The organism is Shewanella profunda (genome assembly GCF_023283765.1).
In the GTDB taxonomy this organism is placed as follows: domain Bacteria; phylum Pseudomonadota; class Gammaproteobacteria; order Enterobacterales; family Shewanellaceae; genus Shewanella; species Shewanella profunda.
The window spans coordinates 75,701-98,155 of sequence record NZ_JAKILG010000013.1; the positions used below are offsets into that span (position 1 = coordinate 75,701).

Consider the following 22,455-nt stretch of genomic DNA (forward strand, 5'->3'; position numbering starts at 1 on the left):
AGATGGGTGAAGATATGATGTTGAATTCAAAAACTAAAACCCAAGCGGTAGCAGCACAAAATCAGGCAGAGGCACTTAACCCGCTGACATTGCCCTTTGGTGGCAGTCGTCTGATAGAAGCCAGCGCGGGGACGGGTAAAACCTATACTATTTCAGGTCTTTATCTGCGTTTACTCCTCGGTGATGGTATCAGTACCCCACTGACCTGCGAACAAATTTTAGTGGTCACCTTTACCAATGCCGCTACCGAAGAGTTAAGGGATCGTATTCGCCGCCGCATTCAAGTCGCCTTTAAGTGTTTTTTAGGCTTACCGATTGATGATCCCTTTGTACAAGCACTTTACGACAATACGCCAGCAGACGAACGCTCAATTGCCCTTAGGCGTTTCGATTTAGCACTAAAGTCCCTTGACGAAGCCGCGATTTTTACTATTCACGGTTTTTGTCAGCGTATTTTGTCGGATCTTGCCTTTGAATCATCCCTGCTTTTCGAGTCTGATTTTACCTTAGATGACAGCGAATTCCTGCACCATGCTGTGCGGGATTTTTGGCGCGAGGCCTGCTATCCCTTACCCGACTACTTGGCCCAAATTATCGCAAAAGAGTTTGGCGAACCCGATGGCTTAGTCAAACAGCTGCGGCCATTACTGGGGGCGAGTCAAGCGCAACCTCTCACCCCAACAGCAAACTTTACTACCTTAGCGCAATCCCTCAGTCAGAGTTTAGAGCGCTTCAAATTAGCATGGCCCCGAGGTCGCGATGGATTACTCGAGTTATTGCATAACTTGCCGCTTAATGGCACCCGATTTGGCAAGGCAAGTGATCATTATCCCAAGCTCGCCGCTATGTTCGATGCTTTAGACAATTGGTTTGCCTTTGCAAATGGCCTACCGCCCATAAAAGTACTGGAGGATTTATCCCTATCGGAACTTAAACTCAATAAAGGTGGCGTGATCCCAAGTGTAAACGAAGCACCCTTGCTGGATCATATGGAGCAATTGGCAGCACTCATTAAAGCCATTAAACCGGCGTTTTTGTATAGTGCTAAACAGGGTATTAGCGAGCGCTTTGCAAAGCAAAAACAACAACAAAATGTGCTGACGCCCGATGATCTACTCACCACCTTAGCCGCTGCGTTAAATGCCAACAGTAAAACCTTGCCCAAAGCGGTGGCAAGTCGTTTCCCTGTGGCGCTGATTGATGAGTTTCAGGATACCGACCCTCTGCAATTTGCGATTTTCTCTGGTATTTATCAACACCATGACTCATGCAATCAACACAGCGATAATCACCTTAATCATACTGAAAACAACCTCAGTCTATTGATGATTGGCGATCCTAAACAGGCCATTTATGCCTTTCGTGGCGCTGATATCTATACCTATATCGAGGCCCGCAAAGCCACCGAGTCCCACTATCACTTAGATACGAACTACCGTTCAAGCGCCAATATGGTCGCGGGTGTTAACCATTTATTTAGTCGACATCCCGATCCGTTTATCAGCCAATCCATTCCCTTTGATAGCGTAAAAACCCCGAGCAGCGCTAAACATAAAACCCTAACGCAGAAGCGTGAAAATCCCGCAGCGCTCAGATTAAGACTGTTAAGTGAAACCGAAAATGGCCTGAATAAAACCACAGCGAGGCATCGACTCGCTGAAGATGCGGCGACAGAAATCACCCGTTTGCTAACAGATGCCGCTAATGGCGAATGCCATACCCCCAAAGGCCCTTTAATGGCACAAGACATTGCCATATTAGTGCGTGATCGCAACGAAGCGGCGGTGATGAAAGTCGCACTCAGTCAGCGCCAAATCGGTGCCGTGTTTTTAAGTCGCGATAGTGTATTTGATACCCTTGAAGCACGGGAAATGGCGCTGATCCTACGCTCACTGGCTAACCCCAAAGATGAGCGGGCACTGCGTAGCGCCCTCGCCACGGCATTGCTTGGTTATAACGCCGAACAAATTCATGCATTTAACCAAAATGAAGAGCAAAGACAACAACTGTTAGAACAGTTTTTTAACTTGCACATTATCTGGCAAAAACGCGGCATCATGCCCGCATTGCTCAGCCTTGCCAATAGTACGTCTCTTATCGAACGTTTACTGCAGGGCCCTCAGATCAATCTGGATAGCAACCAAGAACAAGAAACGACATATGGTGAGCGGCGTTTGACCGATTTTCGTCATTTAGCCGAACTATTACAGCAAAAGGCCACTGAACTCGATGGAATAAGTGCCCTACTCAATTGGTATGAACAACAACTTATTGATAATACAGGCACAGATGAGCAACAGCTTCGCCTAGAAAGCGAGCAAAATCTAGTGCAAATCGTCACTATCCATAAGAGTAAGGGATTAGAATATCCTGTCTGTTTCGTGCCCTTTGTAAGCCTTGCACGGGACAATCGCCGCCGCCCAACGCCTATGCTCTACCACAAAATAAACCAGACTAATGGGCAAGAGTTAGTGTGGGATATTGAAGGGACAGATGAAGGCTGGGAGCAGTTTGCACAAGAAACCTTAGCCGAAGATCTACGGCTATTATATGTAGCACTCACTCGGCCTGTGTATCTGTGTTATTTGTATATTGCTAACCACTGCCGCCAACTCAAAAATGGCCTAAAGAGTCAGCTCCATGAAACCGCCATGGGTTATCTTCTGGGGATCACCGATGCCGATTGTGACTTTAACCGTATCAGCCAAGCGGCACAAAGCCTTGCCCAGGGTATTGATGCTATTAGCGTCGATACAGTGCCAGAAGAAGCTCACCCGCAAACACTGCCTTCAAGCCAGGATACAACGCAAACACTCGCGGCAAAAACAATCAATCGCCAGTACAGTACACCTTGGCGGGTGGGCAGTTATTCTGGTTTAGTGAAAAATACCAGCCACGGTAAAGCCGTCCCCGGTGCCGATGATGAGGAGCTAAGTGTTCTCGAACAAAGTATTACAGCACGCGATCAGCTTGAAACACTCTCTCACTATGACACGTTAGATCCTAAGCAAAATGGGCTTAATCGCTTTAACTTTGAGCGTGGCGCAAACGCAGGGAGTTTTATGCACTTAGTGCTCGAACTGATTGATTTTACAAAGGCGGAGCTCGATTTACCTGAGCAACTACCCAAAGCCATGCTGCAATATGGAATCGCAGCCCAATGGTTAGAAGTCTTACATACTTGGTATCTTGATATACTCAAGGCGCCACTTGCACTTATGCCCGCTGAAGCAGAAGCGACGACTCAACTCATCAATCCTGATCTGTGTTTGGCCATGTTATCAAAGCAAGATACCTTAGTCGAAATGGAGTTTTATTTACCCCTTAACGGACTAAAAGATGCGCAGCTTAATGACTTACTTAATCAATTTGGTTATGGGTCAACACTCAAATTTGATGATCTTAAAGGTATGCTCAAGGGCTTTATTGACTTAACCTTTGAATATGATGGTAAATTTTACATTGCAGACTATAAATCTAACCACCTAGGGGATGATATATATGCCTATCATCATGGGGCTCTCCAGGGGGCGATAAAAGATCACCACTACGATTTGCAGTACATTCTTTACTCCCTCGCCTTACATAGATACTTAGGCTTACGCCTGCCAGCATATGACTATGACACCCATATAGGCGGTTGTTATTATTTGTTTTTAAGGGGAATGTCGGTTCAATATCCGGGCTATGGTATTTATTATGATAAACCACCAAAGGCACTGATCTATGCACTTGATGCTTTATTTAACAGCACCTTATTTGACAGCCCATTCGTAGACGCAGGAGTTACGGCATGATGCGCTCAACACTCGGCTTAAATACGCATACACAAATCGCTGAGCATTGGATTGACCATGGCGCAATCCAACTCGCTGCGCCGCTATCTGAGCTGTTAAAACAATGGGAGCAAGAGCGACTGATTACGCCGCTCGATAGGCATTTTGCACTGCAAATGAGTCAGTTACACCAAATTGATAGTCAGAATCCCCTGTTTATCCTACTCTGTGCACTGTTAAGTCAGCAATTATCCTCACAGCACAGTTGCTTAGTGCTCGCCCATATAGTGCCCCTCAATCCCATGGCGGAGCAAATCAGCCATTGTAAAATCACGTTAAGCCTTGATGCATTAACTAAGACTCTGCAAACCTTTGATGCAGTGGGCCAAGCTGGCAGCAATAAACCGCTGATCATCGATAATGGCAGACTCTATTTACAGCGTTATCATCATTTTGAAACCGCTGTAGCCGCCTCTTTAATTCGATTATCCGAACGAACCAACACAGTTCAGGCCGAGGATCTCAAAAATCACTTAGATCAGCTATTCCCTGCCGATGAAAATGTCGAGATGATTGACTGGCAAAAAGTCGCGACGGCAACGGCGCTTGGCAAAAAACTGGCTGTTATCACTGGTGGGCCCGGTACGGGTAAAACCACGACGGTGACTAAGCTGTTATTATTGCTACAAATGGAATCAAAACAAGCGATCCGTTTAGTCGCCCCCACGGGAAAAGCCGCTGCTCGCTTAAGTGAATCAATTAAGGCCTCAAAGGCACGCCTCGCTAAAGAACTCAGTGTCAACCAAGGCGGAAATAGCCAAGAGATTTTTTTAACAGCACTTAGCCGTATCCCAGAAGAGGCCTCTACCCTGCATCGACTACTCGGGGTCATTCCTAATTCGCCTCAGTTTCGCCACCATCAAGATAATCCATTAAGGCTCGATTTACTGATCGTCGATGAAGCCTCGATGGTGGATTTACCTATGATGTATAAGTTGTTAAGTGCCTTGCCTGAGCATGCCAGTTTGATTTTGCTTGGCGATCAGGATCAACTGGCTTCGGTTGAAGCAGGTGCTGTACTTGCCGATATTTGCGCGGGCTTAAAACTTCCCATACCGCAAGGAGGGGCGCAGGATACACTTTGGCAAATGCACTATTCGCTCGGGCAAGCGACACAGCTCAGTGCTTTGACCGGATATGACTTAACGCCATTTGTCAGTCAGTCGCCTAAACTGGGCGATAGTTTATGCATGTTAATGCACAGCCATAGATTCAAAGGGGATGCGGGCATAGGACTCCTTGCTGGCGCGGTTAATCGCTCTGATCTTCAAGGTATTCTACAGGTGTGGCGCCAAGGATTTGCTGAGCTTAACTGGCTAGAACACAGTACTAATCTCAGCCAAACCCAAGCAAAAGTCAGTGAACCTGCAAACAACACTGGGCTTAACTTACTGCTTGAACAAGCATGCGCACAATATGGCGACTACCTCGATTTATTAAATAGGGAGTTAGGGACTCGTCCTAGCACCGCAGAGATTATCGAGCGTTTTAACCACTATCGCATTTTATGCGCCATGCGCTCAGGCGATTATGGGGTAGAAGGTATTAACAGATATGTCACCCAAGCGCTCACCCATGCCAAGCTTATCAAACCACTACAGGAGTTTTATTTAGGTCGCCCGATTATTATCCAAAGTAATGACTATAACTTAGGATTATTTAACGGGGATATCGGACTGATTTTACAGGATGAAGATAAACCCGAACGCCTAATGGCACACTTTATTAAGGCCGACGGTGGTTTGCTTAAAGTCTTACCGGCACGTTTACCAAAGCATGAAACTTGCTACGCTATGACAGTGCATAAAAGCCAAGGGAGTGAATTTAATCGCGTGGCTTTAGTGCTACCACCGAGTCCAAGTCTAGCCCAGTGGCAACTATTAACTAAAGAATTGATTTACACTGCAATTACCCGTGCTAAAACCCATTTTACCTGCTTAGGTACCCAGCAAGTCTTTGAGCGAGCCAGCAGCCAAGTCACCCAAAGGGCATCGGGTCTTGCCGATAGACTTTGGGTTTAAGGAACAAGATTGATGAATGAAAACATCATTAGATTAAATAATATACATGAGGTTATCGCGCTATTTGATGCCATTGCGCTTGAAGCAAATCTGCCCGCTATGTGCTATGAAAAGACCCGCTATATTCCATGGTCTGTATTTAAGGATATGCAGGTTTATGCACTCGATTTTGAGCCTTACCTTTCCATAGGTCAGCGCTGCAACATGCACTATTTTGGAATAATGCAAAGTAAACGGCGTTTATATCTTGCCCACTGCAATGATGCAGGCCATGCGCCGCGCTGGGAGGCAAGGCCTATCACCTTAGCACAACTTATGGATGGTGAATTAATGGAGTATTTGCACAAAAATCACGCCTATAACTTAGGTTTAAAGATAAGCTTCGATCTGGATTATGCCATTTAAGCATGTGATACCCGCCCACAACTTAAACTGCACATCGCGTATTTATGCTTATTAGAGGGGAATGAAATTGAAGCCACAAACACAGGATAACTACCAGCTAACAGTGGCAACATTCGATAAGTTTGCCCAGCAGTACCAAGATAAATATATGGAGTTTGCCTCCTACACTCAAACCTATGATGCCCTAATCAATAACATAACCCATCATAACCACTTGCTCGATATCGGCTGCGGACCAGGTAATATCAGTCGTTACCTTGCTGCTAAAATACCGCAAATGAAGGTTTTTGGGATTGATCTGTCACCTAACATGATTGAACTTGCCAAACAGAATGTTCCCACTGGGCAGTTCGAAATCATGGATAATCGTCAACTTGGCCGCCTGAATACGCTCAGCGCTGGCTCCTTCGATATCATTGCCTGCGGCTTTTGTTTGCCCTATTTATCTAAGGTGGATTTAGTCGATTTTTTTAAGCAACTCAGCATGCTTATCTGCCCTGATGGCCTAGTATATTTAAGTACTATGGAAGATGTTGATAGCCGCTCCGGTCTGCAAACCGGTAGCAGTGGCGACAGTGTCTATGTGCATTACCATCAATATGACTTTATTGAGCAACAGCTTATAACCAATGGTTTTCAAATCCTCGAGATCTCACGCCAAACATTTCCTGTGCCCTGTGATGCAGTTCCTACGACAGATTTATTTATCATCGCAAAAGCAATCAGGTAAGGTGCTCCAAATTAAAAATTAAGTTACACTCCAAAGCCTTTTACCCGCTTAGGTCTGTGCTCAGTGCACAAGATTATTCACCCGGACCAATGATGGATATATGTCTAAAAAACCCGCTTTTACCCCTGCGAATACGGTTGTAGTGCTCGACTTTGAAACCTCTGGACTTTCACCTAACCAAGGCGATCGAGCCATCGAAATAGGGGCGGTATTGATTGAGAATGGTGTGATAACCCAACGATTTTCCGAACTCATGGATCCCGGTTTTAGGATCAGTTCTTTTATTGAGGACTATACGGGGATCAGCAATCAAATGCTGAAAAATGCCGCACCCTGCCATGAAGTGATGGTACGTTTTGCCGATTTTATTGGCGAACATCATTTAGTGGCACACAATGCCACCTTCGATCAGCGTTTTCTCGATGCCGAATTTGCCCAAATTAGCCACCAGTACAAAGGCCAATTTGGTTGTTCATTGCTGGTGGCAAGACGCTTATATCCCTTGGCAAGCAATCATCAACTCGGCACCTTAGTACGTTATAAACAATTGCCCAACAATGGCACTTTTCACCGAGCCTTAGCCGATGCAGAGATGACCAGCCACCTATGGTTAGCTATGCTGGCGGATTTACAGCGTGATTTTGCTATCACCTCACCACCCTTTAGCCTAATGCAAAAAATAACTAAAAAGACAAAAGCCGACGTACCTAAATTTCTTCGCGAGTACAGCTCTAGATAAAATATCTAGATAATCAATCTTATACAATACCGCTGCTAAGATATCGACTTTAATGGTGCACTATCGACACCGCAGGAACTGCGCACAACAAGGGTTGTCGGGATAAGCTGCGGGCTGACTTCAATGCCGCGAATAAGCTTTAGCACACTTTCGACCAAAATTTCGCCCGCCAACTGGGTATTTTGCTTGATAGTGGTTAGGGGGGGATTAGCAAAACTGGCAACGGGAATATCATCATAACCGACCACAGCAACCTGCTCCGGCACCGCTATGCCCTTTTTCTTAAGCGCTCTAATTGCACCAATGGCAATCAAATCGCTGGCAGCAAAAATAGCGTCAAAATGAGTGCCCTTTTCAAGCAACATCATCGCCGCATCATAACCCGAGCTTTCAGTGCTGATGGCCGGTACCTGCTTATTGCTATCAATGGAAATATTCGCCATTTGTAAAGCTTTAACATGACCTAAATACCTGTCCCTAAATTCTGGACTATGACTAGATGCATCGCCTAAAAAAGCAAAGGCTTTACGGCCTAGTGAGATCAAATGTTCAGTTGCAATCAGACCGCCTTGGTGATTATCACAACCAATCGATAACACGGATTTATTGTTATGCTCGGCCCCCCAAATCACAAAGTGAGTGTTCTGTGCTAATAATTTCTCCAGCTTCTGTTCGTAATCCATGTAATCACCATAGCCGAGCAGAATAATACCATCGGCCTTATTACTGTCCTCATAATCGGCATGCCAATCACTGGATAATTGCTGGAAAGAAACTAATAAATCATATCCTTGCTGCGCTGTTGCTCGAGTAATAGAACCGAGCATTGATAGAAAAAATGGGTTGATTAATGAGTCATCATTAGTGGGGTCTTCACACAATAATAGCGCCAGCGTATGGCTGTTTTGAGTACGAAGATTACTGGCATTTTTATCGACCTTATAGTTGAGCTCCTTCGCAATTGCTTGAATTCGCTCACGGGTCTCTATATTGACTAACGGACTGTTTCTAAGGGCTCGGGAAACCGTAGACTGGGATACACCAGCACGATAAGCAATATCAATCGAGGTCGCTTTCGATGCCATAGGGAGGTTTTCACTTAAGTGATTATTTTAGACGATACTAAAACAGTTCGATAAACTTGTATAGACGGATAATTTAAACATCCGTCTATACAAGTATTTAGCTAATTAAAGACCTAATTGGTCAAGTAAATCATCGGCGTTAGCGTCCGTAGTTAGCGAGACTATCGCTGGCTTATCCTTCATTTTTGACCAAGGTGATACATTACTATCGTTACTCGCGCCGATATTACCATGTTGCTCGAGTAAACTATCGGGATCAAATTCCTCGTCGTATTCAAACTCGTCTAACTTAATAAACTCCGTCTTATCCATAGCAAATTCAAGGTAGAAAATATGGTTATTTTCTGTTTTAAAAGAAACTCGCCTTGCGACAGCATCATCCAAGTTTGCGTCAATCGAAATAGTCAACTCTTTGTTAATCGTTAACATTTTAGGTTGGCTTTGGCTAATGGACGTTTGCAATTCCTTGGAGATCTTATTAATAAAATCGCCAAGAATTTGATTCATCAGCTCCCCCATCACATTACCCACTTCATCAGAAGTGTGGGAGAACGCCAGCTCAGATTCCGGCATCCCCATGTTCAACATATACCGACGATAGATCTCAATAGCGGCCGAGGCAGAAAAGTTGATCACCACTAATCCAGAAAAACCGCCGTCAAAAATAGAAAAACACCCAAGATCGGGTTTAAGGCGAGTCCGAGTTATACTCTGTACCATACCCGCGTGGCTAACATGGCTGGCACTTGTACTCGATAACACATGGGCCACCGAATGACATAGCTTGAGTAAAATATCATCCGAAGTAACGATAGTGTTTGTTGTCATAATCAATTCTCAAACTGAACAATAAATTAATCTTGCGCGTAAAAGCCTAAAAAATCAAAATTAAAACAACTAATTAGCCTATTTCAGCACAAATAAAATAGTTACATTTCTGTAACCTATTGATATTATGTTAATCTTCCCTACGACCAGCAATACAAGACCATTCATAAAAAAGAGTAAAACCCTCAACACTATCTTTTCAGAACCGTCGGATAAAATATCCTGCTTAAGATCAAAGAAACCATCGATTCTTATTAACCTGTTACTAAATTGAGTAGTAAGTGATTCAATTAACAATGATTCGCATGTATATTGGGTTACACTATTTTTGTGTATATTGTGCCTTTAAGGAACCCAAATGATCACATTTTTACGTCAACTTACAATATTGCAACGACTGATGATAATGCTCATCATGGCTGCAATTGGTACTGTTTGCTTCGCAAGCTTCTCGATAAAATTACAGTACAACAATTTGATAGAGCAGAAATGGCAACAGATCGACGGGCAACTTGGTAGTGTGTTGAGTATACTCGATGCCTATCGCCAAGATGCCCTCAATGGGAAATCCACTGAAGAAGATGCAAAAAAAGCAGCTGCGGCATTGATGAGTCAAATTCGTTATGCTGGCGCGGGTTATTTTGTTGTTATAGATGATACTAATCAAATCGTTGCACATGGTGAAAATACCGCGTTAATAGGCACTTCAGCCATGAATGTTAAGCTGGCTGATGGCTCAAATCCATTAGCGACTATGTTGCCGTTAGCACGTAAAAACGCAAAAACCACCTTAGAGTACCGATTTACTAATCCTGTCACTAATGTGATTGAAGATAAGCTTGCCGAAGCCCGTTATTACCCACAATGGGGTTGGACTATCGTCACAGGAGCATATCTTAGTGATGTAGAACAAAACCTTAAATCGGTAATTGTCGATTATCTGGTTATCATGTTTTTAATTTCTGTCCCCATTTTCGCCTTTTTCCTCGTGTTAAATCACTCTATTACCTCGCCACTTAACGATGCCATTGAGGCATTGGAAGATATTGCCCAAGGTGAAGGAGATTTAAGCCAACGTTTAGGAACCAAAGGTAAAGACGAAATTGCCCACCTAGCCCAAGCTTTTAATCTCTTTGCGCAAAAAATTGGCGATATGATTGGCCACTTACAGCCTCTTGGTCATTCACTCGACAGCGATGCAAAACAATTAATGCAAGCCGTTGAAGAGTCGAATCAAAGTGCTGAACATATTCACCGTGAAACAGGCAGTGTTGCCACTGCGGTGAATCAAATGCTCTCCACAACCCATGAAATGGCGAACAATACCCAACAAGCGGCGGATGCGGCAAATAGCGTTAAAGAGCAAGCTCAACAGAGCCAAGTCGTGATAGACAATACCGTGCGCAACACTGAAAAACTGGTCTTAGAACTTAAAGCCTCTGAAGCCATCACCCAAAAACTTGGTGTTGCCTCAGGGCAAATTGGCAGCATTCTTGATGTGATCCGCGGTATTGCCGAACAAACGAATTTACTTGCACTCAATGCTGCTATTGAAGCCGCAAGGGCTGGCAGCCATGGTCGAGGTTTTGCAGTCGTTGCCGATGAAGTCCGTGCACTGGCTACCCGCACTCAAGACTCTACCAATGAAATTCAGAAAATAATCACTGAGATCCAATCGGGTGTTAGCTCAGTCATGAAGAGTAATAGCCAAACCCAACATCAATCCGATGAACTGCAGGCCCAAGCCCACGAAGCGGGTAAATCGATGGCAGCGATTTTACAATTGATTGCCCATATTAGTGATATGAACACTCAGCTTGCCAGCGCTACGGAAGAACAGTCATTAGTCACAGAAGAGATCAACCGTAATATTTGTAACATCTCAGAGTTAACGGAAGTCTCAGTCAGGGCAAACGAAAGCAACAGCCACGCAGCACAATCGTTGCAGGACATTAGCCAGGATATGTCCCATACACTAGGCCAATTTAAAATCTAATCGCTCTACATGACTTTTAGCAACTAAGGCGCCAAATGGCGCCTTTTTTAAATTAAAATGTTTCAAAATAAAAAACCTAACACGCAAGGCAATAATATTAGGGTATCCTGTAACGAAATCTAATAGAGGAACAGCCGATGCGCATGACTTTAGCCGTTCACACTCGGCAATATACTATCCATAGTTTTAGTCCAAATGCCCAGCTACCGAGCGAAATCTTCGCCGAAGCTGTGTATTTTATTAGTAAAACTGAGGAAGGTTTTACGGTCGTTATCAGCAGTGATATTGAACTAGATAGCCTTGAACAAGAAAGCCATTGGTGTTGTTTAGAAGTACTTGGACCTTTAGGTTTTTCAATGACGGGCATTTTATCGAAAGTTTCTAGTACGTTAGCCGATGTACAAATCAGTATTTTTGCCCTTTCTACCTTCGATACCGACTACATTCTCGTGAAACAAAATCGCCTCACCAGTGCCATTGATGCCCTAAGAAAAAAGGGTTATCAAGTTATCGAATCAAAAGAAACACAGTAAAAATATAAAAAGTGGATCCGCTATGTACGAAAAATTTGTCACTATTACCGCCAAACATGGTATTCACACTCGCCCTGCCGCCCTACTCGTCAAAGAGGCTAAAACCTTTAACTGTGATGTTTTAGTGGAGTGCAATGGTAAACAAGCCAGTGCTAAAAGTTTATTTAAATTGCAAACATTAGGCCTATATCATGGTGTCACAGTCAGAGTGTTTGCCGATGGCGAAGAGGCGCAAGATGCCGTCGAAAAAGTATCAACACTCTTAATTACCTTAAGTTAAACTCTCTTTGCACTCACTTATGCGTAAATTGTAGGAATCAATATGTCGATAACAGGGATCATAGTGTCATCGGGTATTGCCTTCGGACAGGCATTACACCTTAACTACACCAAAAATTACCTCGATTATCGGCCTATTCCCCTCGCGAGGATCCCACAGCAACAGACAAAATTTTTCAAGGCACTACAGGAACTACAACAACAACTTAGCCACAGCCAAGCCAAACTTTCCGCCGAATGTGAAAATTATCAGCTTATTGAAGCCGATTTATTGCTGTTACAGGATGAAGAACTCATTGAGCAAGTCAAAGATACGATTAGGACTCTGCAATTATCTGCGAGCGTCGCAGTTGAGCGGATATTCGCTCACCAAGCCAACGAATTAGAATCCCTTGACGATCCCTATTTAGCCAATCGGGCGCAGGATGTGCGCAGCCTTGGTCAACGTCTTGTTTCCGCTATCCATGGCCACTTAGATCAGGGGTTAGATAAACTCACCGCACCCACAATTTTACTCGCTCAGGATCTCACCCCTGCTGAGTTTGCCTTGCTGCCAAAGGAACATATCAGCGGTATCGTCCTCAAAACTGGCGGGTTAACCAGTCATACCGCAATCTTAGCCAAAGCCGCGGGTATACCCGCTATTTTGAGTTGCCAGTTTGATGCCGAGTTTATTCCTAACGGCACGCCCTTGGTTCTCGATGCCCTTAATGGCGAATTGTGGGTCAAGCCCACTCCAGAGCAGCAAGCTCGACTTACTGTGACATTGCACCATGAACAGGTTCGACGCGCGGCACTCGAGGACTATAAAAACGTCCCCGCACAAACCCTGGATGGACACCAAATTAGTCTATTAGCAAACGTGGGCAACCTAAACGATATCACCCATGTGAGCGATGCTGGCGCCGATGGTATTGGGTTATTTCGCACCGAATTTATGCTAATGAATGCCAGAACCTTACCCGATGAAAAAGCACAGTACAGCCTCTATTGCGAGGCATTACATGCTCTAGTAGGAAAAACTTTCACCATTAGAACCTTAGATATCGGTGCCGATAAAGAATTACCTTGTCTATATCAAGAAGTGGAGGAGAATCCCGCACTAGGGTTACGGGGAGTACGTTACACTTTGGCTCATCCTGAACTGTTTAAAACCCAGTTGCGGGCCACTCTTCGCGCCGCAAATCATGGCCCAATTCGATTAATGTTTCCTATGGTTAATCAAGTCGAGGAACTCGAACAGATTTTTCAGCTAATTGCCGAATGCCAAGATGCATTAGAGGAAGAAGAAAAAGGTTATGGAGAGTTGAGCTATGGCATTGTGGTAGAAACTCCCGCCGCAGTACTCAATCTGAGTGCCATGCTGCCTAAGCTGGATTTTGTGAGTATTGGCACCAATGACTTAACCCAATATGCCATGGCAGCCGATCGCACAAATCCACAACTCACACGGGACTATCCATCACTGTCCCCTGCGATACTCGCACTGATAAAAATGACCATATCACAGGCGAAATCAGCAGGTGTCAAAGTATCACTTTGTGGCGAACTTGCCAGTTCACCTCTGATGGTGCCCTTGTTGGTCGGTATGGGGCTCGATGAGCTCAGCGTGAATTTAAACTCCCTGTTAGAAGTCAAAGCTGCCATCTGCCAAGGGGATTTTGAACGATTTTCTGCGCTAGCGCACACTGCATTACAACAAGATAGAATTGCAACCCTACAGCAATGTATAACAAGCTATAAATAGTGGAATTTATTCGTTATGCTGCATCACGGATCGAAAGAATAATGACAAAAATGAATACAAGGGGCTCAACATTATGGGATTTCTAAGCCGCATAAGACGATTGGTATCGGGACAAACCTATTTGGCTGGCGGTATCATGGTGTATGCACCTGTGAGTGGCGATATAGTCGCCATTGAAAAAGTTCCCGATGTTGTTTTTGCTGAAAAAATTGTTGGGGATGGTATTGCTATCGCCCCCAAAGGTGATCAAATTGTTGCCCCAATTGATGGAACTATTGGCAAGATTTTCGAGACCAACCATGCCTTTAGCATAGAGTCACCCCAAGGTTTAGAGTTATTCGTGCATTTTGGGGTTGGCACTGTTGAACTCAGGGGCAAAGGTTTTAAACGATTAGCTGAAGAAGGCCAAACAGTAAAAGCAGGCGATCCGATTTTAGCATTTGATATTGAATATCTTAGGGATCAAGTCGAGAGTTTGCTTACCCCAGTGGTACTCGCCAATATGGAAGATGTTAAATATCTTGATAAAGCTCAGGGAAGCGTCACCGCGGGTAAAGATGTGATCTTTACCGTCCAGCTTTAGCCGTTGGATAAATTAAAAATAAATAAGTAACATGCTGATATAGTTTAAAGCTATTAAGCCTGTTACTTATTTACTCAGCAACAAAACAAATAGTACCCACACTAACATCAGCTCTTTTTACTCCCATTATCGCAATCCCTACCAGAAAATTTAGGATCGCTCATTTAGCACTCGCCTTTATATTTGCTGCACTAATATATTATCAAGCATATTGAGCTAAGATCACACAATCGGCCTATTAGATTAAATAAAAGAGTCATCTATCCTCGTTAAAGTATCCTCCGTTACATTCATCGCAAAAACCAAAAAAATCAATGTCTACGCTGGCCCTGACACACAAAAATGGCTATATATCTAAAGCACCCTTTAAGATTAAAGAGGAAAAACGATGAAGTTCAGTCATAGGATTGTAGCCGCCTCCTCTGCGTTACTTTTAGTCACAGTAACGTTGCTAACAATAAAACAATATTACTCTATTCAGATGGAAATGCAGGCACAAGTCGAGGCCAGTGTTACCGAAATTGTTGACGGAGTAAGAAACACAGTTTCATCGGAAATTGAAGCCCGTAAACAACTGGCGGCTTATACCACTAGCCTGATAGAGCAAGATCTCACCCCTGGCCACATTAGCACTGTTATCACGCGCCCCATCGTTAAAAATGCATTTTTGCTCGTGGGTTTCGGCTATGAAAAAGATGGCACTAATACTAATAATAATCCGAGTTGGGACCCCGGCGCAGGATGGGATCCAAGGGCGAGACCCTGGTATAAAGATGCAAAACAAGCCGATAAATTGATCATCACAGCGCCCTATCCTGACTCCGTCTCCGGTGAGATTCTTGTCTCTATCGCAACTCCCGTAAAAGACAATGGTCAATTTATCGGTGCTATTTTCTACGATGTCAGTCTCGTTGGCTTAGCCAAGCTAGTCAATGAGGTGAAACTATTCAACGCTGGATACGTGTTTATTGTTGCACAGGATGGTACAACAATCGCCCACCCTGAAGAAAAGCGGAATGGTACTCCAATGGCCGACTATCTACCCAATATCAAGGTGATGGAAGAGCCTCAGAAAGTGAACATTGATGGTAAAAATTTCACCCTAGATTTTTCTAGAGTTGCAGGAGAAAACTGGTATGTCGGCGTTATCTTAGACGAAGATATTGCCTATGCAGCCGTTACGGACTTACGCAATAGTTCTATTCTATATACGGTAATCGCTTTACTTATCAGTATTACAGTACTCCTCCTACTGATCACAACCTTGATGCGCCCATTACAAACCTTGAACGAAGCTATTCAAGATGTCGCCTCTGGAGAAGGCGATCTGACTCAACGTTTGAATACAAAAACAGATACTGAGTTCTCATCTTTAGCTATTAGTTTCAATACGTTCACGGCCAATCTACAACAACTGATTATTGAATCTAAATCCATTGGCCAACTCATTCACCAGAGTGCAGCAATGACATCCTTAGAATTACAACAATCGACCGAGGCCATGAACTCGCAGCTACATGAACTAGAACAACTGGCTACCGCCATGCATGAAATGGCAACCACCTCATCAGATGTCGCACGCAACGCCCAAGGTGCCGCGTCAGCAGCTAAAGAGGCAGATGAAGCCACCAGTGTGGGTACTCGGGTAGTTAGTGATACAACAAAGGCAATCAATGCGTTATCCTCTGAGATTGACATGGCCGTAACCGAAGTCAAAACACTAGGAGCTGCGACAGACAATATTGCGACTATTCTAAAAGTCATTAACGATATTGCGGATCAAACAAATTTGCTGGCCTTAAATGCGGCGATTGAAGCCGCAAGGGCGGGAGATTCTGGACGGGGCTTTGCCGTTGTAGCCGATGAAGTGAGGACTCTAGCGCAAAAAACCCAACAATCAACGACGCAAATCCGTAATATGATAGAGCAACTTCAGCTAGGGGCCCGTGCCGTGGCTGATGTTATGCACCAAAGCAAGGAAACCGCAAAGGATGCCGTTACCCGCGCCCAAGATGCTAATACCGCATTAGATAAGATCCGTGAAGCGATATTACAGATCACCGATATGAACCTTCAAATAGCCTCTGCGGCCGAAGAACAAAGTTTAGTGGCTGAGGAAATAAACAATAACACCATCAGGATCAAAGATTTATCAGTCCAAGTCTCAGACACTGCCATTCGGGCAAATTCGGCTATGGATACTCAAACCCAACATATCAAAGAGCAAGACGCAATCCTGAATAAATTCATCGTTTAAGCCATCCTCCCCTTGGGAGGCAATACATCCGACTTGTGACATCAAGCGCACAATGCCACAATGCGTGCAAAATCAATGCTTGCACGCCAAGCGTGCATCAACACTGGAGCAACGTTTTGACTCTCTTTGGTATTAAAAATTGCGATACAGTGCGTAAAGCACGTAAATGGATTGAAAATCATCAACTTCCAGTTTGTTTCCATGATTTTCGAGAAGATGGCTTAACCCAGGAAGATCTGACGTTCTGGTGCGATACCGCAGGATGGGAAACGGTATTTAACAAACGCAGTACCAGCTTTCGCACCCTAAATGAGGCGGATAAAACCAATATTGATCAAGCCAAAGCCATTCAATTAATGTTAATCCATCCTACGCTTGTCAAACGTCCCGTACTGGTTGTTGGCAAGCAAGTACTTATTGGCTTTAATGAAGCAGACTATAAAAAGGTCTTTTCCCTATGACAGCCGAAAACTTTCCGGTAACCGAGCTAGCTAAGGCCCTGATCTCCCGCCCTTCAGTTACCCCGCTCGATGAAGGCTGTCAAACATTAATGGCAGAAAGACTCAGTGCCCTCGGATTTATGATTGAACCTATGGTATTTGAAGACACCACTAATATGTGGGCACGCCGTGGTACCCAAGGTCCAGTTTTTTGTTTTGCGGGTCACACGGATGTTGTACCCACTGGGGATATTAGCCGTTGGCACACCCCTCCATTTGAACCCACCATTATCGATGGTTATCTCTATGGTCGCGGCGCTGCCGATATGAAAGGCTCCCTCGCCGCCATGATCGTGGCGACCGAACGTTTTGTGGCAAAATATCCTGATCATCAGGGCTCTATCGCCTTTTTAATCACCAGTGATGAAGAAGGCCCATTTATCAATGGCACCACCCGAGTGATTGATACCCTAGAAGCGCGCAATGAGAAAATCACTTGGGCACTGGTGGGTGAACCTTCATCGACTCTCAAGCTAGGCGATGTCGTTAAAAATGGCCGTCGTGGTAGTCTCACTGGTAATCTCACCATCAAAGGTATTCAAGGCCATGTGGCTTACCCTCACCTTGCCGATAATCCTATCCATAAGGCTGCGCCATTCTTAGCGGAGTTAAGCCAAATGCATTGGGATAATGGTAATGAGTTCTTTCCACCGACCAGTTTTCAAATTGCCAATATCCATGGAGGAACAGGGGCATCGAATGTGATCCCAGGGGCACTCGATATCATGTTTAACTTCCGTTATTCCACCGAAGTGACCGCTGAAATCCTAATCGAACGGGTTGTAACTCTCCTTAAAACCTATGAACTTGATTACGATATAAGCTGGATATTCAATGGATTGCCATTTTTAACCGGCGATGGCCCCCTACTGGATGCCACCCGATACGCTATCCACCAAGTGACAGGTTATGAAACGTCACCACAAACCACTGGCGGCACCTCCGATGGCCGTTTTATTGCGCCAACGGGGGCTAAAGTTTTAGAGTTAGGTCCAGTGAATGCGACCATTCATAAGGTTAATGAGTGTGTAAAAGTGGATGACCTTGAACAACTCGCCCTATGTTACGAAGTGATTTTGGAACAACTACTGTGTTAAACACATCAACAATATCACCCGCAACCGCACGGCTCTATGGCTTAGAGCCCAATACGTTAGTTGAAATATTCAGTCCTTACCATAGTCAAGAAACGCGGTTTCAATTGGAAGCCAATACAGCCCTTGCCTTCGAAGCCATGGCAGCCAAGGCGGCACAAGATGGCATTCATTTAGCCATCTGCTCTGCCTATCGTCCCTTTGAGCGCCAGTTAGCCATATGGAATGCTAAGGCCAGTGGTAAACGAGTTGTATTAGATGCTTTTGAGCAACAAATTGATATTAAAGGGTTAACTGATAATCAACTGGTCGATTTGATCTTACTCTGGTCGGCGCTACCCGGCGCATCGCGTCATCATTGGGGCACAGATATCGATGTATTCGATGCAAGTCAAATTGATGCTAAGGCACTTCGTCTTATTGAGGTTGAGTATATTGAGGGAGGCCCCTGCGCCAAACTGCATAGTTGGCTAAAAGATAATGCCCATGATTTTGGCTTTTATTTTCCCTTTCAGCGCGGACAAAGTGCTGTAAGTCCCGAACCTTGGCATATCAGTTATTTCCCCGTATCGCAGCTATTATTACCCCAATTTGATACCCATGAACTGGCAATATTGTTAAAAAACAGTGATATGCTATTAAAAGATGCCGTACTATCCCGATTAAGCACGCTAGTGGATGAGTACGTACTACGTATCGCAAAACCCTAGCAACAGCGCCACGCTTACCTTATTGCTTATGTGCTCATTAATATTAAGTAGGTTTTTATGGATTTATCTTTATACCGTCAGACCAGGATGATCGCAGGTCGCCAACTGAGTTATCTCGATATCGGCACAGGGCCCGTCCTACTCCTAGGGCACAGTTATCTCTGGGATAGTGCCATGTGGGCGCCACAGATTACCACATTAAGTACCCATTACCGCTGCATAGTACCTGAGCTCTGGGGACACGGACAATCTGGCGCACTGCCTGACAACTGCAATAGCTTACTTGATATTGCCGATCATATGCTTATGCTGATGGATACCCTTGCTATTGATAACTTTAGTGTTATCGGACTTTCAGTCGGTGCTATGTGGGGGCAGAGCTCGTCCTCAAAGCGCCAGAACGGGTTAACGCCTTAGTCATGCTCGACAGTTTTATTGGTTTTGAGCCAGAAGTTACCCGCGCAAAATACGATAGTATGTTGGATATGATCCAGAGTGCAGGCATTATTCCCCCTGCGCTTATCAGCGCCATTTCGCCACTTTTTTTTGCAACTGATGCCACCAACAAGCATCCAGAACTGGTTACTCGTTTTGAGCAATATTTAGCCTCAATACCCCCAGAAAATATTCCCACAATAGTACAGCTTGGACGTATGATTTTTGGCCGCCGAGACACCATGGATTTTGCGGAGCAATTTACGCTGCCTTGTTTAATCATGGTCGGTGTTGAAGATAAAGCCCGCAGTGTATTAGAAAGCTACCTGATGCACGATGCCATTGATGGCAGTGAACTGGTGCATATCCCTAATGCTGGCCATATCTCCACCCTAGAACAAGCCGATTTTATTAATCAACGGCTTAACCAATTTCTCAAACATCTTATCTAGGATGTGTCATAACAACGCATTGGATAGACCAGCCGTCATAAAATTACTGTTATACTCTTGCTGAAAATTCGCTTATGCATGATTTAGAGCATTAAAGACAGTTAATGCGTTAATAAAACAATAGGTTAAAATGAAACTACTCAAACCTTTATTTGATAATAACCGCCGTTGGGCTGGACGCATACGCCAAGAAAATCCCGATTTTTTTGAACAATTGGCAAAACAGCAAAATCCTGAATACCTGTGGATTGGCTGCTCAGATAGCCGCGTACCTTCTAATCAAATCATCGATTTAATGCCCGGCGAAGTTTTTGTGCACCGTAATATTGCCAACATGGTCATCCACACAGATCTCAATTGTTTATCTGTGCTGCAATACGCCGTCGATGTACTGAAGGTAAAGCATATTATGGTGGTAGGTCACTATGGTTGCGGTGGTGTGCGCGCAGCGATGAGTCAACAGCGACTAGGCCTTATCGACAACTGGCTCGGGCATTTACGGGATATTTACCGTATCTACCAAGAAGAACTGCTGCAAATGGATGAAGCCAAACGTTTCGATCGCCTGTGCGAGCTGAACGTGATTGAGCAGGTCGCCAATGTTACCAGTTCAACCATAGTTCAAGAGGCATGGGATCGCGGTCAAGAGGTTGCCGTTCACGGTTGGATTTATGGCATAGACAATGGTTTATTAACCGACTTAGATGTCACTGTCGACCGAACTCAAGGCTTAGCCAATCCCCGCTGAGTGATCTTAAGTTGTCGATATAGTGCAGCTTGCAGTGCCCAAGAGCAAAGTTCGATTATGGGCAAGCATTTACAGCATAGGTTGGGGATAAAAAGTCTCTGACGATAGGTTGACCGCCCTATTCCGCCGCATTTAAACTCTAGCGCATACTAAAAGGTCTCAGTCGCGAGCCCTTTTATCTTTGTACACCACATAACCTTGATAAGTAGGATAATTTGATGAATGTGACTCTGTTAATCCCAGCGCGTTACGGCTCTAGCCGCTTCCCTGGCAAGCCACTGGCCCCGATTAACGGTAAGCCAATGATCCAACACGTGTATGAACGCGCATCGTTAGCAAAAGGTCTCACTAATATTTACGTTGCAACCGATGACGAACGCATCAAAGCGACCGTTGAAGGATTTGGCGGCAAAGTGGTCATGACCAGCCCTGATGCCGCATCGGGCACAGATCGTATCAATGAAGCGATCAAGCTGCTGGGATTAAAAGATGACGATTTAGTGATCAACGTACAGGGCGATCAACCCCTGATTGATCCCAACGCTATCGAGCAACTGATCAACCTATTCGAGCGTCAACCGGGTGAGTTTGAAATGGCCACCCTAGGCTATGAAATCGTTAACAAAGCCGACATTGATGACCCTATGCAAGTGAAGATGGTATTTGATAACAACTACTATGCCTTGTATTTCTCCCGCTCGCGTATTCCATTTGGCCGCGACAGCCAAAATTATCCCGTTTTTAAGCACTTAGGGATTTACGCCTATACGAGTAAATTCGTACAAACCTTCGCCGCACTGCCATTAGGCCGCCTTGAAGATCTGGAAAAACTCGAGCAATTACGTGCTTTAGAACATGGTCATAAGATCAAAATCGCCATCAGCGCCTCTAATTCTCTTGAAGTCGATAGACCAGAAGATATCCACAAATGTGAGCAACGTTTAGCGGCAGATTAATCCTGAAAATAGATATGCCAAAGTAGGAGCTCTATATGTCGACCTTAGAAGTCTGGATCATTATTATTTTGGTCATAGGTGTTATCGCCAGCAATCTGGCAGCACTAAAATACAGTGCTAAGTTCAAGCTACCGCAATTTGGTCAGCATGATAAAGATAAGCAGCTAAAGACGGGAGCAAACGCTTCTGCTGCGGATCCTAACAAAGCGCCTACCGAAGCAGATAATGAAAAACCATTACAGCAAACATCTGTAACAGAGACTCCTCCAGAGCCCAGTAAAACTGACCACAAAGAGTAATATCTATCTGCTAGGTTTTATTTTATGGATATTCAAAAGGCGCTAAATGCCTGTCTCTTATACACAAATCCCCCGATAAATTCGGGGGATTTTTTTGAACTCGCGCTGATGTTGTTGATCTGATCTACAAAACAACTTTAGGCGCACGCTATGAATTTTATTTCCAACCCAGCACAATGGGCCCAACATCTCTTCCAACATGCCAGTTTAGGTGATGCTCGG

Annotated in this window: 19 protein-coding genes and 1 pseudogene; 18 read left to right on the forward strand and 2 right to left on the reverse strand. The window is 44.5% G+C overall.

Translation table 11 applies throughout. The features are described 5' to 3' along the window. The first annotated feature begins 2 nt into the window (after nt 1-2). The 5 genes from recB to L2744_RS08870 all read left to right on the forward strand — a co-directional run bounded on the left by recB (nt 3) and on the right by L2744_RS08870 (nt 7,731). Complete coding sequence (gene recB / locus L2744_RS08850; RefSeq protein ID WP_376711939.1) at nt 3-3,797, forward strand: exodeoxyribonuclease V subunit beta; 3,795 nt, start codon at nt 3-5, stop codon at nt 3,795-3,797. Beyond that, the gene (gene recD, locus L2744_RS08855; protein WP_248991571.1) at nt 3,794-5,857 is read left to right on the forward strand and encodes an exodeoxyribonuclease V subunit alpha; all 2,064 of its coding nucleotides are present in this window, start codon (nt 3,794-3,796) and stop codon (nt 5,855-5,857) included. The genes recB and recD overlap by 4 nt, the downstream gene beginning before the upstream one ends. 12 nt (nt 5,858-5,869) lie before the next feature. After that, entirely contained in the window at nt 5,870-6,262 is a 393-nt protein-coding gene (locus tag L2744_RS08860) for a hypothetical protein (protein ID WP_248991572.1), read from the forward strand. A 61-nt stretch (nt 6,263-6,323) separates the two neighbouring features. Then, nucleotides 6,324-6,992 carry a class I SAM-dependent DNA methyltransferase gene (locus tag L2744_RS08865; RefSeq protein WP_248991573.1) on the forward strand — a complete coding sequence of 223 codons (669 nt, stop codon included), beginning with the start codon at nt 6,324-6,326 and terminating at the stop codon, nt 6,990-6,992. Nucleotides 6,993-7,092: 100 nt separating this feature from the next. Continuing rightward, nucleotides 7,093-7,731 carry a 3'-5' exonuclease gene (locus L2744_RS08870; protein ID WP_248991574.1) on the forward strand — a complete coding sequence of 213 codons (639 nt, stop codon included), beginning with the start codon at nt 7,093-7,095 and terminating at the stop codon, nt 7,729-7,731. A gap of 35 nt (nt 7,732-7,766) precedes the next feature. On the opposite strand, the gene L2744_RS08875 is transcribed toward L2744_RS08870, so the two are convergent. Continuing rightward, nucleotides 7,767-8,816, reverse strand: a complete 1,050-nt coding sequence (locus L2744_RS08875; RefSeq protein WP_248991575.1) for a LacI family DNA-binding transcriptional regulator — start codon at nt 8,814-8,816, stop codon at nt 7,767-7,769. Nucleotides 8,817-8,921: 105 nt separating this feature from the next. Continuing rightward, a complete protein-coding gene (locus L2744_RS08880; protein WP_248991576.1) occupies nt 8,922-9,644 on the reverse strand; it encodes a DUF3334 family protein in 723 nt (240 codons plus the stop codon). Between the two features lie 358 nt (nt 9,645-10,002). On the opposite strand from L2744_RS08880, the gene L2744_RS08885 reads away from it, so the two are divergent. The 13 genes and pseudogenes from L2744_RS08885 (at nt 10,003) to L2744_RS08945 (ending at nt 22,233) form a co-directional block, all read left to right on the forward strand. Further along, on the forward strand, nt 10,003-11,640 hold the full coding sequence (locus tag L2744_RS08885) for a methyl-accepting chemotaxis protein (RefSeq protein WP_248991577.1): 1,638 nt from the start codon (nt 10,003-10,005) through the stop codon (nt 11,638-11,640). Between the two features lie 137 nt (nt 11,641-11,777). Further along, nucleotides 11,778-12,173, forward strand: a complete 396-nt coding sequence (locus tag L2744_RS08890) for an ACT domain-containing protein (RefSeq protein ID WP_248991578.1) — start codon at nt 11,778-11,780, stop codon at nt 12,171-12,173. A gap of 22 nt (nt 12,174-12,195) precedes the next feature. Further along, a complete protein-coding gene (locus tag L2744_RS08895) occupies nt 12,196-12,453 on the forward strand; it encodes an HPr family phosphocarrier protein (protein ID WP_248991579.1) in 258 nt (85 codons plus the stop codon). 42 nt (nt 12,454-12,495) lie between these two features. Beyond that, nucleotides 12,496-14,199: a phosphoenolpyruvate--protein phosphotransferase gene (gene ptsP / locus L2744_RS08900; RefSeq protein ID WP_248991580.1), complete on the forward strand. Its 1,704-nt coding sequence runs from the start codon at nt 12,496-12,498 to the stop codon at nt 14,197-14,199. A 73-nt stretch (nt 14,200-14,272) separates the two neighbouring features. Next, on the forward strand, nt 14,273-14,782 hold the full coding sequence (crr, locus tag L2744_RS08905) for a PTS glucose transporter subunit IIA (RefSeq protein WP_248991581.1): 510 nt from the start codon (nt 14,273-14,275) through the stop codon (nt 14,780-14,782). A gap of 388 nt (nt 14,783-15,170) precedes the next feature. Next, the gene (locus L2744_RS08910; protein ID WP_248991582.1) at nt 15,171-17,039 is read left to right on the forward strand and encodes a methyl-accepting chemotaxis protein; all 1,869 of its coding nucleotides are present in this window, start codon (nt 15,171-15,173) and stop codon (nt 17,037-17,039) included. Nucleotides 17,040-17,155: 116 nt separating this feature from the next. Further along, complete coding sequence (locus L2744_RS08915) at nt 17,156-17,500, forward strand: arsenate reductase (RefSeq protein ID WP_248991583.1); 345 nt, start codon at nt 17,156-17,158, stop codon at nt 17,498-17,500. Then, nucleotides 17,497-18,636, forward strand: coding sequence for a succinyl-diaminopimelate desuccinylase (gene dapE / locus L2744_RS08920; RefSeq protein ID WP_248991584.1), 1,140 nt, complete (start codon nt 17,497-17,499; stop codon nt 18,634-18,636). Before L2744_RS08915 ends, dapE begins: the two co-directional genes overlap by 4 nt. Continuing rightward, nucleotides 18,630-19,343: a M15 family metallopeptidase gene (locus L2744_RS08925; protein WP_248991585.1), complete on the forward strand. Its 714-nt coding sequence runs from the start codon at nt 18,630-18,632 to the stop codon at nt 19,341-19,343. The genes dapE and L2744_RS08925 overlap by 7 nt, the downstream gene beginning before the upstream one ends. A 57-nt stretch (nt 19,344-19,400) precedes the next feature. Beyond that, nucleotides 19,401-20,230: pseudogene (locus L2744_RS08930) on the forward strand (alpha/beta fold hydrolase). Nucleotides 20,231-20,360: 130 nt separating this feature from the next. Then, nucleotides 20,361-20,978, forward strand: a complete 618-nt coding sequence (can, locus tag L2744_RS08935; RefSeq protein WP_011789212.1) for a carbonate dehydratase — start codon at nt 20,361-20,363, stop codon at nt 20,976-20,978. Nucleotides 20,979-21,196: 218 nt separating this feature from the next. Next, nucleotides 21,197-21,934, forward strand: coding sequence for an 8-amino-3,8-dideoxy-manno-octulosonate cytidylyltransferase KdsB (gene kdsB, locus L2744_RS08940; protein ID WP_248991586.1), 738 nt, complete (start codon nt 21,197-21,199; stop codon nt 21,932-21,934). A 35-nt stretch (nt 21,935-21,969) separates the two neighbouring features. Continuing rightward, nucleotides 21,970-22,233 carry a DUF2897 family protein gene (locus tag L2744_RS08945; RefSeq protein ID WP_248991587.1) on the forward strand — a complete coding sequence of 88 codons (264 nt, stop codon included), beginning with the start codon at nt 21,970-21,972 and terminating at the stop codon, nt 22,231-22,233. Nucleotides 22,234-22,455 lie beyond the last annotated feature (222 nt).

What these genes read in the sequence shown, in the direction of transcription:
- recB (WP_376711939.1), top strand. Translation starts at nt 3, where the DNA reads ATGGGTGAAGATATGATGTTGAATTCAAAAACTAAAACCCAAGCGGTA.
- recD (WP_248991571.1), top strand. Translation starts at nt 3,794, where the DNA reads ATGATGCGCTCAACACTCGGCTTAAATACGCATACACAAATCGCTGAG.
- L2744_RS08860 (WP_248991572.1), top strand. Translation starts at nt 5,870, where the DNA reads ATGAATGAAAACATCATTAGATTAAATAATATACATGAGGTTATCGCG.
- L2744_RS08865 (WP_248991573.1), top strand. Translation starts at nt 6,324, where the DNA reads ATGAAATTGAAGCCACAAACACAGGATAACTACCAGCTAACAGTGGCA.
- L2744_RS08870 (WP_248991574.1), top strand. Translation starts at nt 7,093, where the DNA reads ATGTCTAAAAAACCCGCTTTTACCCCTGCGAATACGGTTGTAGTGCTC.
- L2744_RS08875 (WP_248991575.1), bottom strand. Translation starts at nt 8,816, where the DNA reads ATGGCATCGAAAGCGACCTCGATTGATATTGCTTATCGTGCTGGTGTA.
- L2744_RS08880 (WP_248991576.1), bottom strand. Translation starts at nt 9,644, where the DNA reads ATGACAACAAACACTATCGTTACTTCGGATGATATTTTACTCAAGCTA.
- L2744_RS08885 (WP_248991577.1), top strand. Translation starts at nt 10,003, where the DNA reads ATGATCACATTTTTACGTCAACTTACAATATTGCAACGACTGATGATA.
- L2744_RS08890 (WP_248991578.1), top strand. Translation starts at nt 11,778, where the DNA reads ATGCGCATGACTTTAGCCGTTCACACTCGGCAATATACTATCCATAGT.
- L2744_RS08895 (WP_248991579.1), top strand. Translation starts at nt 12,196, where the DNA reads ATGTACGAAAAATTTGTCACTATTACCGCCAAACATGGTATTCACACT.
- ptsP (WP_248991580.1), top strand. Translation starts at nt 12,496, where the DNA reads ATGTCGATAACAGGGATCATAGTGTCATCGGGTATTGCCTTCGGACAG.
- crr (WP_248991581.1), top strand. Translation starts at nt 14,273, where the DNA reads ATGGGATTTCTAAGCCGCATAAGACGATTGGTATCGGGACAAACCTAT.
- L2744_RS08910 (WP_248991582.1), top strand. Translation starts at nt 15,171, where the DNA reads ATGAAGTTCAGTCATAGGATTGTAGCCGCCTCCTCTGCGTTACTTTTA.
- dapE (WP_248991584.1), top strand. Translation starts at nt 17,497, where the DNA reads ATGACAGCCGAAAACTTTCCGGTAACCGAGCTAGCTAAGGCCCTGATC.
- can (WP_011789212.1), top strand. Translation starts at nt 20,361, where the DNA reads ATGAAACTACTCAAACCTTTATTTGATAATAACCGCCGTTGGGCTGGA.
- kdsB (WP_248991586.1), top strand. Translation starts at nt 21,197, where the DNA reads ATGAATGTGACTCTGTTAATCCCAGCGCGTTACGGCTCTAGCCGCTTC.
- L2744_RS08945 (WP_248991587.1), top strand. Translation starts at nt 21,970, where the DNA reads ATGTCGACCTTAGAAGTCTGGATCATTATTATTTTGGTCATAGGTGTT.